This window comes from Leifsonia sp. (assembly GCF_051955155.1).
GTDB lineage: Bacteria > Actinomycetota > Actinomycetes > Actinomycetales > Microbacteriaceae > Leifsonia.
Genome location: NZ_JBQCGZ010000096.1, coordinates 33,069 through 46,192, shown reverse-complemented (window position 1 = coordinate 46,192; position 13,124 = coordinate 33,069). Strand labels below are relative to the sequence as shown.

Genomic DNA, 13,124 nt, shown 5'->3' with positions numbered 1-13,124 from the left:
AGGTGGGTGGACGGCGTCCGCGACGGTTCGTCGGCGGCGGGGAGGACGCATCGCCTCCGCGTCGGGGCGCCGTCGCGCGCCCGCGCCGAGGTGCCATCCCCATCCCCTCATCCGGCCGTGCATCGGCCGAGAATCGGACATCCCATGAACACGCGTTTCCTCACGCGCGCCGGCGTCGCCTCCGTCGCGGCCGTCGCGCTCGCCCTCGCCGCCCCGCTGGCGGCGAGCGCCCACGTGCACGTCGACCCCGACCAGGCCTCCGTCGGCGGCTACTCCACCCTGACCTTCAAGGTCCCCAACGAGTCGGCGAAGGCCGGAACGGTCAAGCTGGAGGTGGACCTGCCCACCGACACGCCGCTCACCTCGGTCTCGTACCAGCCGGTCGCCGGCTGGACGACGCAGGTCGTCTCCGAGACGCTGCCGAAGCCGGTGAAGACGGACACCGGCACCATCACGGAGGCGCCGGTGAAGGTGGTCTGGACCGCCGGCTCCGGCGTGCAGATCGCGCCGGGCCAGTTCCAGCAGTTCGTCATCTCTGCCGGCGCGATGCCGGACACCGGGAGCATCCTGCTGCCGACCCACCAGTACTACTCGGACGGCACCGTCGTCGACTGGGACCAGAAGACCCCGGCGTCCGGCGCGGAGCCGGAGCACCCGGCGCCGACGGTCTACATCACCGAGGCCCCGCCGGCGGGGGAGGACTCCGCCGTGCCGAGCGTCGCCGCGACGCCCGGCGCAGAGCCGGCACCGGCATCCGCCTCCCCGGCTGCCGCTGCCGCCGCGATCGGCCTGGGCATCGGCGGGCTGGCGCTCGGCGCGATCGCACTCGTGGTCGCGGTGTTCGCCGCGACCCGGCGCGGGCGCCCGGCGCAGGGCGCGGGCAAGTGAGCGCGGCCGCGCGGGACGCCCGTCCCGCGCGGTCGTGGAGGACGGCGGCCGCTGCGGCCGCGGGTGCGATCGCGGCGGCAGCGCTGGCGTTCGCACCCGCGGTCGCGGCGAGCGCCCACGACTACCTCGTGGAGAGCTCGCCCGCCGCGGGCTCGGTGCAGACCGTCCCCCTCGACCGCGTCAGCCTGACCTTCAACGATCGCGTCCTGGACCTGAGCGGCGACGGCTCGTCGGCGCTCGTCCAGGTGACCGCCGCGAACGGCCGGCACTTCGAGACGGGATGCGCGAGCATCGCCGATCGCACCGTCTCCGCCCCGGTCGCGCTCGGCCAGGACGGCCGCTACACGGTGGAGTGGCAGATCGTGTCCGCGGACGGGCACACCGTGTCCGACTCGCTGGTCTTCGACTACCGCGCACCGGCCGGCGCCGCCCGCAGCGAGGGCAGCCCCGACCGTCCCGGCTGCGGGGCGGCGAGGGAACAGCCGGCGGCGGCCGGCACCTCGACGCCCGCTCCGGCCGCGGCGAAGCAGGACGACGCCGTGGGGCTCGTGATCGGGATCGCCGTCGGGATCGTCGTGCTCGCCGCCGTCGGCGTGCTGGTGGTGGTGCTCACCGCGCGCCGGTCGCGCAGAAGCGCCCCGTCCGGCAGGCCCGCCCGGGAGCCGTCCCGTGAGGAGGACGACGAATGAGCGCCCGCACCGGCGGCACCCGGGTCGACCCGAACGACGCGGGCGCCCCCGGTGAGGCGGCGTTCCGCGAGCAGGAGCTGCGGCTGCCCCCGGTGAGCGTTCCGGCGCTGCTGGTGCTGCTGTGCGTGCCGCTCGCCGTCGCCGCCGCGCTGCTGGCGATGGTGTTCTCCGGTGCCTTCCTCACCGGGACCGCCCTACTGGACCCGGGCGACCTCGTGACGTACGGCCTGCCGGTGGCGCGCACCCTGCACGACATCGCGGCGACGGCGACCGTCGGCTTCCTGGCGGTCGCCGCGTTCCTCGCGCCGGGGCAGACGAAGCGGCCGGGGATGCTCGGCTGGGCGCAGTCCCGGGCGACGCGGTGGGCGGGCTGGGCGGGTGCCGCCTGGTTCGCGTGCGCGCTGGCCGTGCTCCTGCTCACCGGGGTGAGCGTCTCGGGCGTGCAGCCGGCGGACGCGCTGTTCTGGCCGACGCTCGGCACGTTCCTGTTCGGCGTCGAGCTCGGTCAGTCGCTCGTCGTCTCCGCCGTCGCGGTGCTCGTCGCGGCCGTGGTCGCGGCGCTCGCCCACCGGATCACCACCGCGGGCGTCGCGTTCGGCTTCGCCGTGTTCGCGCTGCTGCCGCTCGCGCTCTCCGGGCACGCCGCGGGCTCCTCGGAGCACGCGAACGCGGTCAACAGCCTCGCGGTCCACCTGGTCGGCGTGACCCTGTGGGCGGGCGGCCTGCTCGCCCTGCTGCTGCTGCGGACGACCATGAAGCGGGGCTTCCCCGCCGCCGTCGCGCGCTACTCGACGCTCGCCGGCTGGGCGTTCGCGGCGGTCGCGTTCTCGGGTGTCGTGAACGCGTCCCTGCGGCTGGCCTCCCCCTCCGACCTGCTGAAGCCGTACGGCATCCTCATCCTGGTCAAGGCCGCCGTGCTGGTGCTGCTCGGGATCGCCGGGGCGCTGCAGCGCAGGCGCGTGATCCCGCGACTGCGGCGCGACCCCGCCGACCGGAGGGCGTTCGCCGCGTTCGCGACCGCCGAGATCGTGTTCATGGCGCTGGCGGTCGGCGTCTCGGTCGGGCTGTCCCGCAGCGCGCCTCCCGTCTCGCAGCAGCCGCTCACCGGCGACGAGGCGCGCGAGGGCCTGCTCGGCTTCCCGTACCCGCCGCCGGTGACGGTGGAGCGGATACTGACGGTGTCCCACATCGACTGGGTGTGGCTCGCGCTCGCCGCGGTGCTCGCCGGGCTGTACGTCTGGGCGTTCGTCCGGCTGCGCCGGCGAGGCGACCCGTGGCCGGTGCACCGCCTGATCGCGTGGCTCGCGGGCTGCGTCGCACTGGTCTGGCTGACCAGCGGGGGCGCCGCCGTGTACGGGCTCGTGCACTTCAGCACCCACATGGTGCAGCACATGGGCCTGATGATGCTCGCGCCTCCCCTGTTCGTGCTCGGCGGTCCCGTGCTGCTCGCGCTGCGCGTGCTGCCCGCCCGGCACGACGGCAGCATGGGAGTGCGGGAGTGGCTGCTGCTGCTCACCCACTCCGGCTATCTGCGGTTCCTGTCCCGTCCGGTCGTCGCGGGGGTGATCTTCGCGGGCAGCCTCGTGGTGTTCTACTTCACGCCGGCGTTCCAGTCCGCGATGTTCAGCCACCAGTGGCACGTGCTGATGTGCGTGCACTTCCTGCTGAGCGGCTACCTGTTCTTCTGGGTGTTCATCGGGATCGATCCCGGGCCGCCGCGTCCCGCCTACCCGATCCTGTTCATCGTGATGCTGGCCACCCTGGCCTTCCACGCGTTCTTCGGGGTCGCACTGATGGAGAGCGGCTGCGTGCTCGCGGCCGACTGGTACCACGCGCTCGGGCAGACGGACGACGCCGCGCTGCTCGCCGACCAGCACGTCGGCGGCGGTGTCGCCTGGGGTGCGTCCGAGCTGCCGATGGTGCTGGTGGCGCTGCTCGTTGTGGCGCGCTGGGTGTCCTCGGACGAGCGCGCCGCCCGCCGCCTCGACCGCCAGGCGGAGCGCGACGGCGACGCCGAGCTGCGCGCGTACAACGAGCGGCTGGCGCGGCTCAGCCGGAGGGAGTGAGGCCGCTCAGCGCTCGTCGTGCCTGCGCTTCTTGGCGCCGGGCGCGTCCAGCAGCGAGAGCGCGAACAGCACGCCGAGCAGGCCGAAGATCACGAGCGCGGCGGCCAGGTCGCTCCACGCGAACGGGATGAGCGTCCCGTCGATCGAGAGCACCAGCACCGTCTCGATGACGCCGAACACCAGGAAGAACAGTCCGAGCAGCGTGCGGGTGACCCGGATGCGCCCGCGCCGGTGCAGCTCCACCCGCCGGAACTCGACCATCAGGGTCAGCAGCAGCAGCGGCAGGATCTGCGAGAGGGCGGCGGCGGTCGCGCTGTCCAGCAGCACGACGTGGACGTCCATCGGGTCGACCATGGGGTTCAGGGTACCGCGGGGCGCCGGTCCCGGGAGCCGCCGGGCCTCCCGCGGGCCCGGCGTCGCGGGTAGCCTGAGCCCTGGAATACCCGTCGCGCGAGCAAAGTTGAGCTAAGTAGACTCAACTCTGTCGGAAGACGTGGAAAGGACTTCAGAGTATGGCGAACATGCAGGGCGCGCCCTCCACTCAGGAGGAAGCCAAGAGCGCGCTCGAACAGTACGGCGTGAACCTCACGGAGATCGCCAAGAGCGGCAAGCTCGACCCGGTCATCGGGCGGGACGCCGAGATCCGGCGCGTCAGCCAGGTGCTCACCCGCAGGACCAAGAACAACCCGGTGCTCATCGGCGAGCCCGGCGTCGGCAAGACGGCCGTCGTCGAGGGCCTCGCCCAGCGCATCGTCGCGGGGGACGTCGCCGACTCGCTCAAGGGCAAGCAGCTGGTCTCGCTCGACCTGTCCGCCCTCGTGGCCGGCGCGATGTACCGCGGCCAGTTCGAGGAGCGGCTGAAGGCCGTCCTCAAGGAGATCAACGACGCCGAGGGCCAGATCATCACCTTCGTCGACGAGCTGCACATCCTCATGGGCGCGGGCGGCGGCGAGGGGTCGGTCGCGGCCTCCAACATGCTGAAGCCGATGCTCGCGCGCGGCGAGCTGCGCCTCATCGGCGCGACCACGCTCAACGAGTACCGCGAGTTCATCGAGAAGGACGCCGCGCTCGAGCGGCGCTTCCAGCAGGTGTACGTCGGCGAGCCGAGCGTGGAGGACACCGTCGCCATCCTGCGCGGGCTCAAGGGTCGCTACGAGGCGCACCACGGCGTGACCATCGAGGACTCCGCCCTGGTCGCGGCGGCCTCGCTCTCCAACCGCTACATCACCGCGCGGCAGCTGCCGGACAAGGCGATCGACCTGATCGACGAGGCGGCCAGCCGGCTCAAGATGGAGATCGACTCCGCCCCGGTCGAGATCGACACCCTGCAGCGCCAGGTGGAGCGGATGAAGCTGGAGGAGTTCGCCCTCAAGAAGGAGAAGGACGACGCCAGCAAGGAGCGCCTGGAGCAGCTGCGGCAGCGGCTGCGCGAGCAGGAGGACGAGCTCGAACAGCTGCAGGAGCGCTGGCGCGCCGAGAAGGCGTCGCTGAACCGCGTCGGCGAGCTGCGCTCGCAGCTGGACGAGGCCAAGACCCAGCGCGACCTGGCGCTGCGCGACGGCCGCTACCAGGAGGCGTCCCGCATCGAGTACGAGACCATCCCGAACATCGAGCGCGAGCTCGCGGAGGCCGAGCGTGCCGAGCAGCACCCCGACCACCCGCGCATGGTGAACGAGCAGGTCACCGCCGACGACATCGCCGCCGTGGTCGCCGCCTGGACGGGTATCCCGGTCGACCGGCTCACGCAGGGCGAGACCGAGAAGCTGCTGCACCTGGAGCACGAGCTCGGCCGCCGCATCATCGGTCAGAAGAAGGCCGTGCAGGCGGTCGCCGACGCGGTGCGCCGCACGCGCGCCGGGATCTCCGACCCCGGACGCCCGACCGGCTCGTTCCTGTTCCTCGGTCCGACCGGTGTCGGCAAGACGGAGCTGGCGAAGGCGCTCGCCGCCTTCCTGTTCGACGACGAGAAGGCGATGGTGCGCATCGACATGAGCGAGTACGGGGAGAAGTTCTCCGTCTCGCGCCTGGTCGGCGCGCCTCCCGGGTATGTCGGTTACGAGCAGGGCGGTCAGCTGACCGAAGCCGTGCGCCGTCGCCCGTACTCGGTGATCCTGCTGGACGAGGTGGAGAAGGCGCACCCCGAGGTGTTCGACGTGCTGCTGCAGGTGCTCGACGACGGCCGGCTCACCGACGGCCAGGGCCGCACGGTCGACTTCCGCAACGCGATCCTCATCCTCACCTCCAACCTGGGCAGCCAGTACCTGGTGGACCCGACGCTGAACGAGACCGAGCGCGAGGAGGCCGTGCTGCAGATGGTGCGGCAGGCGTTCAAGCCGGAGTTCGTGAACCGGCTGGACGACATCGTCGTGTTCTCCGCGCTCAGCCAGGACGAGCTCGGCGAGATCGTCGAGCTGAACATCGACCGGCTGATGCGGCGGCTCGAGGAGCGCCGGCTGGAGCTGGCGGTCACGCCGGACGCGCGGCGCTGGCTGGCTGAGCGCGGCTACGACCCGATCTACGGTGCGCGGCCGCTGCGCCGGCTGATGCAGCGCGAGATCGAGGACCGGCTGGCGACGGCGCTGCTCGCGGGCGAGATCCGCGACGGCGACCTGGTGCGGGTGGACCTCGACCCGAGCGGCGACCGCCTCAGCGTCGCGCCCGTGCGCGACGAGGCGGAGTAGTGGTTCCCTCCCGCCGCGGTCTCACGGCCGCGGCGGGAAGACCCCCTGCATCGCGATGATGTAGTTCAGCACGAGGTAGGGCTGCATGTTGTTGTGCGGCAGCCCGGAACCGGTGGGAGCGATGGCGGCCGGGTGCAGCGGGACCGCCGGAGCGCCCCCGTAGGCGGCCTCCGGCGTGCGGCCGACCCGCGGCATCGCGAACGACGCGCCTGTCGGGTTGCCGGTGGTGCCTGCGGCGGCCGTCACCTGGACGGTGTGGGTGTGCGCCGGCATCTCCGAGGTCAGCAGGGACACGGACTCCGCGCCCGCCGAGGTCCCCAGCGGGTAGTCCCCCCAGGCGTCGGTGCCGAGCGCGACCTGGCCCTGCAGGTTCGGCAGCGCGAAGTTCGACATGCCGTTGCCGCCGTAGGTGGTGCCGAGCAGCGCGAACAGCGCCGTGTTCTGGGCGATGGGCAGCAGCTGACCGTCGCAGAACGCCCAGCCTGTCGGGGCGAAGGTGAACGGGACGAGCCGGATCTCGGCGAGGAACGGTTCGGACACGGCGGCCTCAGTTCTGGGACGGGAAGATGCCCTGCAGGGCGATGGCGTAGTTGAGCGCCAGGTACGGCGCCATGTTCTGGTGCGGCTGCGAGCCCCCGGCCTGCGCGACCGTGGCGGCCGACAGCGTTGTGGAGGCGGCGGGGGCGTACGCGGCCTTGCCCGGCTGGGCGAGCACGGTCGCGGTGCTCGGGGTCGTGGCGGTCGCGGCGGCGGCGACGGAGAGTCCGTGCGTGTGCTGCGGGAGCTCGGCCAGGGTGAGCGTGTGCGTCGGCTCCCCGCCGATCTCGCCGAGGGTGTGACCGGATCCCTTGTGCACGGGAACCCGGCCGCGCAGGTCGGGCAGCTGGAACGTCGTCTGCCCGTTGCCGCCGTAGGTGGTGCCGAGCAGCGCGAACAGCGCCTGGTTCTGGTTGATCGGCAGGGTCTGGCCCCAGCAGAGCGCCCAGCCCTGCGGGGCGTACGTGAAGGCGACGAGGCGGATCTCGCCCAGGAAGGGTGTTCCCATCGGGTGCTCCTCGATTCAGGGACGGCTGGGGAAGATGCCGGACGTGCAGATGATGAAGTTCATGGCGAGGTACGGCTGGCGGTTCTCGTGCGGCTGCGTGCCGCCGCTGGGAGCGAGCTGCTGCGGCGAGAGCGGAGTGGACGGGACGGTCGAGCTGTACGGCACGTCCGCCCAGCCCGCGGGGAAGGCGCCCGCCGCGCTCGTCGTCGTCGCGGAGCCTGCCGCCTGGACGGCGTGGCTGTGCGCCGGGAGCTGCGGTCCGATCAGGGTGACCTGGTCCGCCCCACCCGTCTCGCCGAGAACGTAGTTCGGCAGGCCGTTGCCCTGCCCGGCGCCGAGCGGGAACCGGCCGCCGAGGTCGGGGAGGCCGAAGGTGTTGACGCCGTCGCCGCCGTAGTAGGTGCCGATCAGGCTGAACAGCGCGTCGTTCTGCGCGATGGCGAGGAGCTGACCTCGGCAGAACTCCCAGCCCTGCGGCGCGAAGGCGCCGGCGAACATCCGGATCTCGCCGATGTAGGGGTCGCTCATGATTCCTCCTCGTCGGGCACGGTGAAGACCGCCTCCAGGCTCAGGCCGTCTGCGGTGCGGCCGATCGGCACGAGGAACACCGGTTCGGCGATCCCGGCCCCGGTGAGCTCGTAGGTCTGCTGCTCGACGGGCGCGTCCGCGGCCGCGTCGAAGCGCAGGGAGAAGGCGAGCCAGCCGTTCGAGCGCCGCGCCTGCGTCACCTCGGTGAGCACGAAGCGGTGCCGGTCCCCGTCCGTGGTCACAGCCTCGAACTCCGCGCCCGCCGCGCCGGCCCAGCGGTCGTACGCGCTCATCCGTCCACCCCGGTCGCCATCAGGACGTAGCCGAACTGCTCGGCGACGACGGCGAAGCCGTGCCGCTCGTACAGCCGGCGCGCCCCGGCGTTCAGCGCCCACACCGACAGCGTCACGTGCTGGCTGTCGCCGACGAGCCCCGCCAGCACGGTGGAGGCGATCCCGCGGCCGCGGTGCTCGCCGAGGACGGCGATGTCGACCAGGTGCAGGCGCGTGCCCTCCCTGTCGACGGTGACCGTGCCGACCGGCTCCCCGCCGTCCAGGATGATCGACGTCTCGGCGTGCGGGTGCCGCGCGTCGCGCTCCGCCGCGTGTGCACGGAACTGCAACGAGAGGATCGGGTCGAGCTCCGCAGCGGGCACGCCGGGGAACTCGTCGCGGCGCACGTCGAGGAAGACCCGGCGCAGGAACGGCGCATCGGCGTCCGTCGCGGGACGCAGCTCAACGGTGCGCAGGGCCATCAGGCGGTCCGGTTCACGACGGCCTGCATCGTGCGCGTCGTGCCGTGCGGGCCGACCGGGTTGAGGAACAGGGAGACCGCAGGGACACCCGAGCGGCTGAGCGTGTAGATCCCGTCCGCTGCGGTGCTGCCGCGGCCGGAGAACAGCAGGACGAACCGGTAGTCGTCGCCGGGCGCGCCGTCCGGCGCCAGGTCGTTCACCGCGTCGAGCGTCAGGGTCAGCACCCGGTCGCCGTCGGCGGCGCGGAACGTGCGGCCGACGTGCGGGGCGAACAGCGAGCGCAGCGGCTGGGCCTCGGCGGCGGGGGCGTCGGCGGACAGCAGCCCGGCGATCGCGGGTGCGGCGGGCAGGGACGCGGCGGCGACGGCGACGCCGAGACCGCCCAGCGTGGACGTCATCACGGCACGGCGCGACACCTCGGGCACGGGCTGTCCTTCCTGGATGCTCCGCGCTGGATCGGGGGCGCGCGCGGAGCCTGGATGCGAGCTTAGGGCATCCCGCCGCGCGCGCTCTGGCCCGCAGAAAGGGGACAACGCGGCAGGCCCGCGCGCCGATAGCATCGTCACAGCCGTCGCCCGACCGCGCCGGTCCCCACCCGATCCGCGCGCGTCCCCGCGCGCTCCCCCGCGAGGAGCCAGACCTCCATGCCGTCTTCCGCTCCACGCCGCCTCGGCCTGGCCGTCACCGTCGTCGTCTCGGTGGTCGCCGCCCTCCTCGGCGGGGCCGTTCCCGCGCAGGCGGTCGCGCAGACGATCACCGTGGAGACCACGGCGGACGGCGACGCGACCGGAGCGTGCGCCGACCCCGGCGTCGTCGCGCTGTCGTCGCCGGTCACGCTCCGCAGCGCCGTCTGCGTCGCCAACAACCGCGGCGGCGCGCAGGTCGTCTCCGTGCCGGCGGGCTCGTACACGCTCACGGCCGGCACCCTCCCGGTCGGGACGCAGCAGAACGCCGATGTCACCATCGCCGGAACCGGCTCCCCGACCATCACCGGGGACGGTACCCACCAGGTCTTCCTGCTCGACCCGCAGACCGTCGGCGGCGTCGCCGTCACGCTCACCGGCCTGACCGTCTCCGGCGGCGTCGACAACGTCTACGGCGGCGGCGCGCTGCTCGGCGGATCGCCCGACCCCGGCCTCCCCGCCGACTCGCTCGTCATCCGCGACTCCGTGTTCAGCGGCAACCGCGCGAACACGACCAGCGGCTCGACGGCGTCCGCGGGCGGTGCCGTGCAGTTCGTCGGCGGTTCGCTCACCGTGACGGACACCGTGTTCACCGGCAACGACGCCGGCCAGAGCTCGGGCGGTGCCATCTACTACCAGTCCGTGCAGCCGACCGGCCAGGGTCTCAGCATCGACGGCAGCACGTTCACCGGCAACCGGGCGACCGCCACGGGGCTCACGGGAGGCGGCGCCGTGGACATCGTCGACGCCGCGGGCGTCGCGCACGCCTCGATCACGGACAGCACCTTCACCTCGAACACCGTGACCGCGGGCTCCGGGAGCTTCCGCGGCTCGGCGGTCCTGCTCGAGAGCGGTCAGCTGACGCTCACCGGATCGTCGTTCTCCGGCAACCGGGACAGCACAACAGGCGGCTCGGCCATCGCCGTCAGCGGCGGCGCGCTGACCGCCCAGTACAACCGGTTCGCGGGGGACAACGGCGTCGCGGTCGGCCTGTTCGGCGGCACCGCGACCGCCACCGAGAACTGGTGGGGATGCGGGGGAGCGGCCGGCGCGGCGGGCTGCGACTCCGTGAGCGGAGCGGTCGCCACCTCGCCCTCCCTCGCCCTCACGCTGAGCGCGTCCAGCACCGCGATCGCGCTGCCCGCCACGAGCGCGACGGTCACGGCGAGCCTGCTCGTCGACTCGGCAGGCGGTGCCGTCCCCGCGGCGAAGCTCGGCGCGTTCACCGGTCTCGGCGTCGCGTGGACGGCCGGCGGGATCCCCGGGGCGACCGTGTCCCCCGCGACCTCCGCGTTCGCAGCGGGGACCGCGGCCACCGTCTTCTCGTCGTCCTCGCCCGGCGCGGGCAGCGTGAGCGCCGCGGTCGACGCCGCGCGGGCGACGCTCGCGATCGGCGTGTACGCCCCGCCCGTCATCACCTCCACGACCCCGCTGGCCGGCGTCGTCGGCCTGCCGCAGTCGTCCGTGCTGACGGCGACCGGCTATCCGACGCCGTCGTTCAGCCTGGGCGGGACGCCGCCGGCGGGGCTCGGCCTGACCGACAACCACGACGGCACCGCGACGCTCACCGGGACGCCGACCGGACCGGCCGGCGACTACCAGCTGTCCGTCACCGCCCACAACTCCGGCGGCGACGCGACCGTGAGCATCGCATACTCGCTGAACGAGGCGCCCGCGTTCTCCAGCCCCGCGACCGCGCAGTTCCGCGCGGGAACGGCAGGCACCTTCGCGATCGCGACGACCGGCCGGCCGGCGCCGTCGCCGATCACGCTGACCGGGACGCTGCCGAGCGGCCTCGCCTTCGCGGACGCCGGCGATGGCACCGCGACGATCTCCGGCACGCCGGCGGCCGGCTCTGGCGGCGTCGTCACGGTCACGCTCTCGGCGGCCAACGGCATCGGCGCCGCGGCCACCCAGTCGGTCGCGATCACCGTCCTGGAGGCGCCGCGGATCACCAGCAGCGCCGAGACTGCCGCGCGCGTCGGAACGCCGTTCTCGTTCACCGTGACCACGGCGCACGCGTACCCGGTCCCCGCGCTCACCGCGACCGGCACGCTGCCCGGCGGGCTGACCTTCACCGACAACGGCGACGGCACCGCGACCATCGCGGGCACCCCGACCGCACCGGGCGGCTCCTTCCCGATCGGCCTGAGCGCGGCGAGCACGGCGGGAACCGGCACAGGGACGCTGACCATCGTCGTCGCGCAGCCGCCGGCGATCACGCTGCCTGCCGCCGACCAGACCGTCGGCGACGGCGGCACCGCGACCTTCACCGCGGCCGCGTCCGGGTACCCGGCGCCCGGCGTCCAGTGGTCCGTCTCCGCCGACGGCGGCGCGAGCTGGGATCCGATCGCCGGCGCGACGACGCCGACGCTGAGCCTCACCGCGACCCTCGCGCAGAGCGGGAACCGCTACCGGGCAACCTTCACGAGCACCGCGGGCAGCGCATCCACCGAGGCGACGCTCACGGTGACGCTCACGCCGACCATCACCAGCGCGGCGGGGGCGACCTTCGCCATCGGCGCGGCGGGCTCGTTCACGGTGACGACGACCGGGTCGCCGGTCCCGGCGCTGAGCACCGCGACCGCGCTGCCGTCCTGGCTGACCTTCACCGACAACGGCGACGGCACCGCGACCATCGCCGGTACCCCGCCCGCGGGCTCGGGCGGCGCCTACCCGATCGCGATCGCGGCGGTCAACGGCCTGCAGCCGGACGCGACCCAGGACTTCGTGCTGACCGTTCCGGAGGCGCCGACCATCACGAGCGCGGCGGCGACCACGTTCGCCGTCGGAACGGCCGGCTCGTTCACGATCACCACCGCGCCCGGCTACCCGGCGCTGCGCAGCGTGTCGGTCTCCGGCGCGCTGCCGGGCGGCGTCCGCTTCGTGGACCGGGGCGACGGCAGCGGCGTGCTGACCGGGACCCCGGATGCCGGGACCGGCGGCGTCTACGCGCTGACCGTGACCAGCGCGAGCGCGGGCACCACCGCGGCCAGCCAGTCGTTCACCCTGACCGTCGACGAGGCGGCTACGTTCACCAGCCCGTCCCGCCTCGCCGTGACGCGCGGCGTCACGGTCGACTTCACCGTCACCACCGGCCACGCGCATCCCGCCGTCGGCGCGATCGGCATCGCCGGCGCGCTCCCGGCCGGTCTCGTCTTCACCGACAACGGCGACGGAACCGCGACGATCGCCGGGACGACGGTGGATGCGGCGGGCGACGTCCCGGTCGTGCTGACCGCGGGGGCGGCGACCCAGACGCTGGTGCTGCAGCTCTCCGACGCCCCCGTCCGCGCGCTCCCCGCGCTTCCGGTGGCCGCGGACGGCCCGCTCGGCGGCGTGCCGGGGACGGGGGTCCCGGGCCAGAAGCTGACCGTGACCGCCTCCGGCTTCGCCGCCGACTCTCCCGTGACCTTCGGCCTGTACTCGACGCCCGTCGTCGTCGCGCAGGTGGATGCGGACGCGCAGGGCGTCGCGACCGCGACCATCGTGATCCCGCTCGGCTACACGGGCGCGCACACCCTGCTCGCGATCGGCACGGCTCCGGACGGCTCGGAGCGGGTGCTCAGCTCCGCGATCGTGCTGCCGGCGGGCACCGGCGGCGGCACCGGCGATCCGGGCACGGGCGGGTCCGGCGGGTCCGGCGGCGGTGGTCCGGCCTCCGCGGGCCCGGGCGGCGGCCTCGCCGGGACGGGCAGCGACGTCGCAGGGGTCGCCCTGGTCGCGCTGTTGCTGCTGGCCGCAGGGGCCACCGTGCTGGTGAGGCGGCGGGTGCGCCGGGCGTAGGCTC

At 73.7% G+C, this 13,124-nt stretch carries 12 protein-coding genes; 5 read left to right on the top strand and 7 right to left on the bottom strand.

All coding sequences use genetic code 11. From position 1 onward, the window contains the following. The first annotated feature begins 144 nt into the window (after nucleotides 1-144). Genes ACTHMF_RS10700 through ACTHMF_RS10690 form a run of 3 tightly spaced genes read left to right on the top strand, consistent with a single transcriptional unit; the run spans nucleotide 145 to nucleotide 3,643 of the window. Nucleotides 145-888 carry a YcnI family copper-binding membrane protein gene (locus ACTHMF_RS10700; RefSeq protein ID WP_440317452.1) on the top strand — a complete coding sequence of 248 codons (744 nt, stop codon included), beginning with the start codon at nucleotides 145-147 and terminating at the stop codon, nucleotides 886-888. Beyond that, the gene (locus ACTHMF_RS10695) at nucleotides 885-1,577 is read left to right on the top strand and encodes a copper resistance CopC family protein (RefSeq protein ID WP_440317450.1); all 693 of its coding nucleotides are present in this window, start codon (nucleotides 885-887) and stop codon (nucleotides 1,575-1,577) included. The genes ACTHMF_RS10700 and ACTHMF_RS10695 overlap by 4 nt, the downstream gene beginning before the upstream one ends. Beyond that, entirely contained in the window at nucleotides 1,574-3,643 is a 2,070-nt protein-coding gene (locus ACTHMF_RS10690) for a cytochrome c oxidase assembly protein (RefSeq protein ID WP_440317448.1), read from the top strand. Before ACTHMF_RS10695 ends, ACTHMF_RS10690 begins: the two co-directional genes overlap by 4 nt. 6 nt (nucleotides 3,644-3,649) lie before the next feature. Here ACTHMF_RS10690 and ACTHMF_RS10685 read toward each other — a convergent pair whose 3' ends face one another. Beyond that, complete coding sequence (locus ACTHMF_RS10685; RefSeq protein WP_440317447.1) at nucleotides 3,650-3,997, bottom strand: hypothetical protein; 348 nt, start codon at nucleotides 3,995-3,997, stop codon at nucleotides 3,650-3,652. 158 nt (nucleotides 3,998-4,155) lie between these two features. Between ACTHMF_RS10685 and ACTHMF_RS10680 the strand changes: the two genes are divergently transcribed. Beyond that, nucleotides 4,156-6,324 (top strand): ATP-dependent Clp protease ATP-binding subunit, encoded by a 2,169-nt coding sequence (locus ACTHMF_RS10680; protein ID WP_314148437.1) that lies wholly within the window; start codon nucleotides 4,156-4,158, stop codon nucleotides 6,322-6,324. Between the two features lie 21 nt (nucleotides 6,325-6,345). Here ACTHMF_RS10680 and ACTHMF_RS10675 read toward each other — a convergent pair whose 3' ends face one another. From ACTHMF_RS10675 to ACTHMF_RS10650, 6 genes are read right to left on the bottom strand one after another with little or no spacing between them, the layout of a single operon-like run. After that, the gene (locus tag ACTHMF_RS10675) at nucleotides 6,346-6,864 is read right to left on the bottom strand and encodes a phage tail protein (protein WP_314148436.1); all 519 of its coding nucleotides are present in this window, start codon (nucleotides 6,862-6,864) and stop codon (nucleotides 6,346-6,348) included. Nucleotides 6,865-6,871: 7 nt separating this feature from the next. Beyond that, nucleotides 6,872-7,369: a phage tail protein gene (locus ACTHMF_RS10670; protein ID WP_440317444.1), complete on the bottom strand. Its 498-nt coding sequence runs from the start codon at nucleotides 7,367-7,369 to the stop codon at nucleotides 6,872-6,874. 15 nt (nucleotides 7,370-7,384) lie between these two features. Next, nucleotides 7,385-7,897: a phage tail protein gene (locus tag ACTHMF_RS10665; protein ID WP_440317442.1), complete on the bottom strand. Its 513-nt coding sequence runs from the start codon at nucleotides 7,895-7,897 to the stop codon at nucleotides 7,385-7,387. Continuing rightward, entirely contained in the window at nucleotides 7,894-8,190 is a 297-nt protein-coding gene (locus ACTHMF_RS10660) for a DUF6916 family protein (RefSeq protein WP_440317441.1), read from the bottom strand. The genes ACTHMF_RS10665 and ACTHMF_RS10660 overlap by 4 nt, the downstream gene beginning before the upstream one ends. Beyond that, nucleotides 8,187-8,651: an N-acetyltransferase family protein gene (locus tag ACTHMF_RS10655; protein ID WP_440317439.1), complete on the bottom strand. Its 465-nt coding sequence runs from the start codon at nucleotides 8,649-8,651 to the stop codon at nucleotides 8,187-8,189. The genes ACTHMF_RS10660 and ACTHMF_RS10655 overlap by 4 nt, the downstream gene beginning before the upstream one ends. Then, the gene (locus tag ACTHMF_RS10650; protein ID WP_440317437.1) at nucleotides 8,651-9,076 is read right to left on the bottom strand and encodes a DUF6916 family protein; all 426 of its coding nucleotides are present in this window, start codon (nucleotides 9,074-9,076) and stop codon (nucleotides 8,651-8,653) included. The genes ACTHMF_RS10655 and ACTHMF_RS10650 overlap by 1 nt, the downstream gene beginning before the upstream one ends. A gap of 219 nt (nucleotides 9,077-9,295) precedes the next feature. Between ACTHMF_RS10650 and ACTHMF_RS10645 the strand changes: the two genes are divergently transcribed. Beyond that, nucleotides 9,296-13,120: a beta strand repeat-containing protein gene (locus tag ACTHMF_RS10645; RefSeq protein ID WP_440317436.1), complete on the top strand. Its 3,825-nt coding sequence runs from the start codon at nucleotides 9,296-9,298 to the stop codon at nucleotides 13,118-13,120. The last annotated feature ends 4 nt before the right edge of the window (nucleotides 13,121-13,124 follow it).

Excerpts from the sequence above, each read along its gene's own strand:
- ACTHMF_RS10700 (WP_440317452.1), top strand. The coding sequence starts at position 145 with ATGAACACGCGTTTCCTCACGCGCGCCGGCGTCGCCTCCGTCGCGGCC.
- ACTHMF_RS10690 (WP_440317448.1), top strand. The coding sequence starts at position 1,574 with ATGAGCGCCCGCACCGGCGGCACCCGGGTCGACCCGAACGACGCGGGC.
- ACTHMF_RS10685 (WP_440317447.1), bottom strand. The coding sequence starts at position 3,997 with ATGGTCGACCCGATGGACGTCCACGTCGTGCTGCTGGACAGCGCGACC.
- ACTHMF_RS10680 (WP_314148437.1), top strand. The coding sequence starts at position 4,156 with ATGGCGAACATGCAGGGCGCGCCCTCCACTCAGGAGGAAGCCAAGAGC.
- ACTHMF_RS10670 (WP_440317444.1), bottom strand. The coding sequence starts at position 7,369 with ATGGGAACACCCTTCCTGGGCGAGATCCGCCTCGTCGCCTTCACGTAC.
- ACTHMF_RS10665 (WP_440317442.1), bottom strand. The coding sequence starts at position 7,897 with ATGAGCGACCCCTACATCGGCGAGATCCGGATGTTCGCCGGCGCCTTC.
- ACTHMF_RS10660 (WP_440317441.1), bottom strand. The coding sequence starts at position 8,190 with ATGAGCGCGTACGACCGCTGGGCCGGCGCGGCGGGCGCGGAGTTCGAG.
- ACTHMF_RS10655 (WP_440317439.1), bottom strand. The coding sequence starts at position 8,651 with ATGGCCCTGCGCACCGTTGAGCTGCGTCCCGCGACGGACGCCGATGCG.
- ACTHMF_RS10645 (WP_440317436.1), top strand. The coding sequence starts at position 9,296 with ATGCCGTCTTCCGCTCCACGCCGCCTCGGCCTGGCCGTCACCGTCGTC.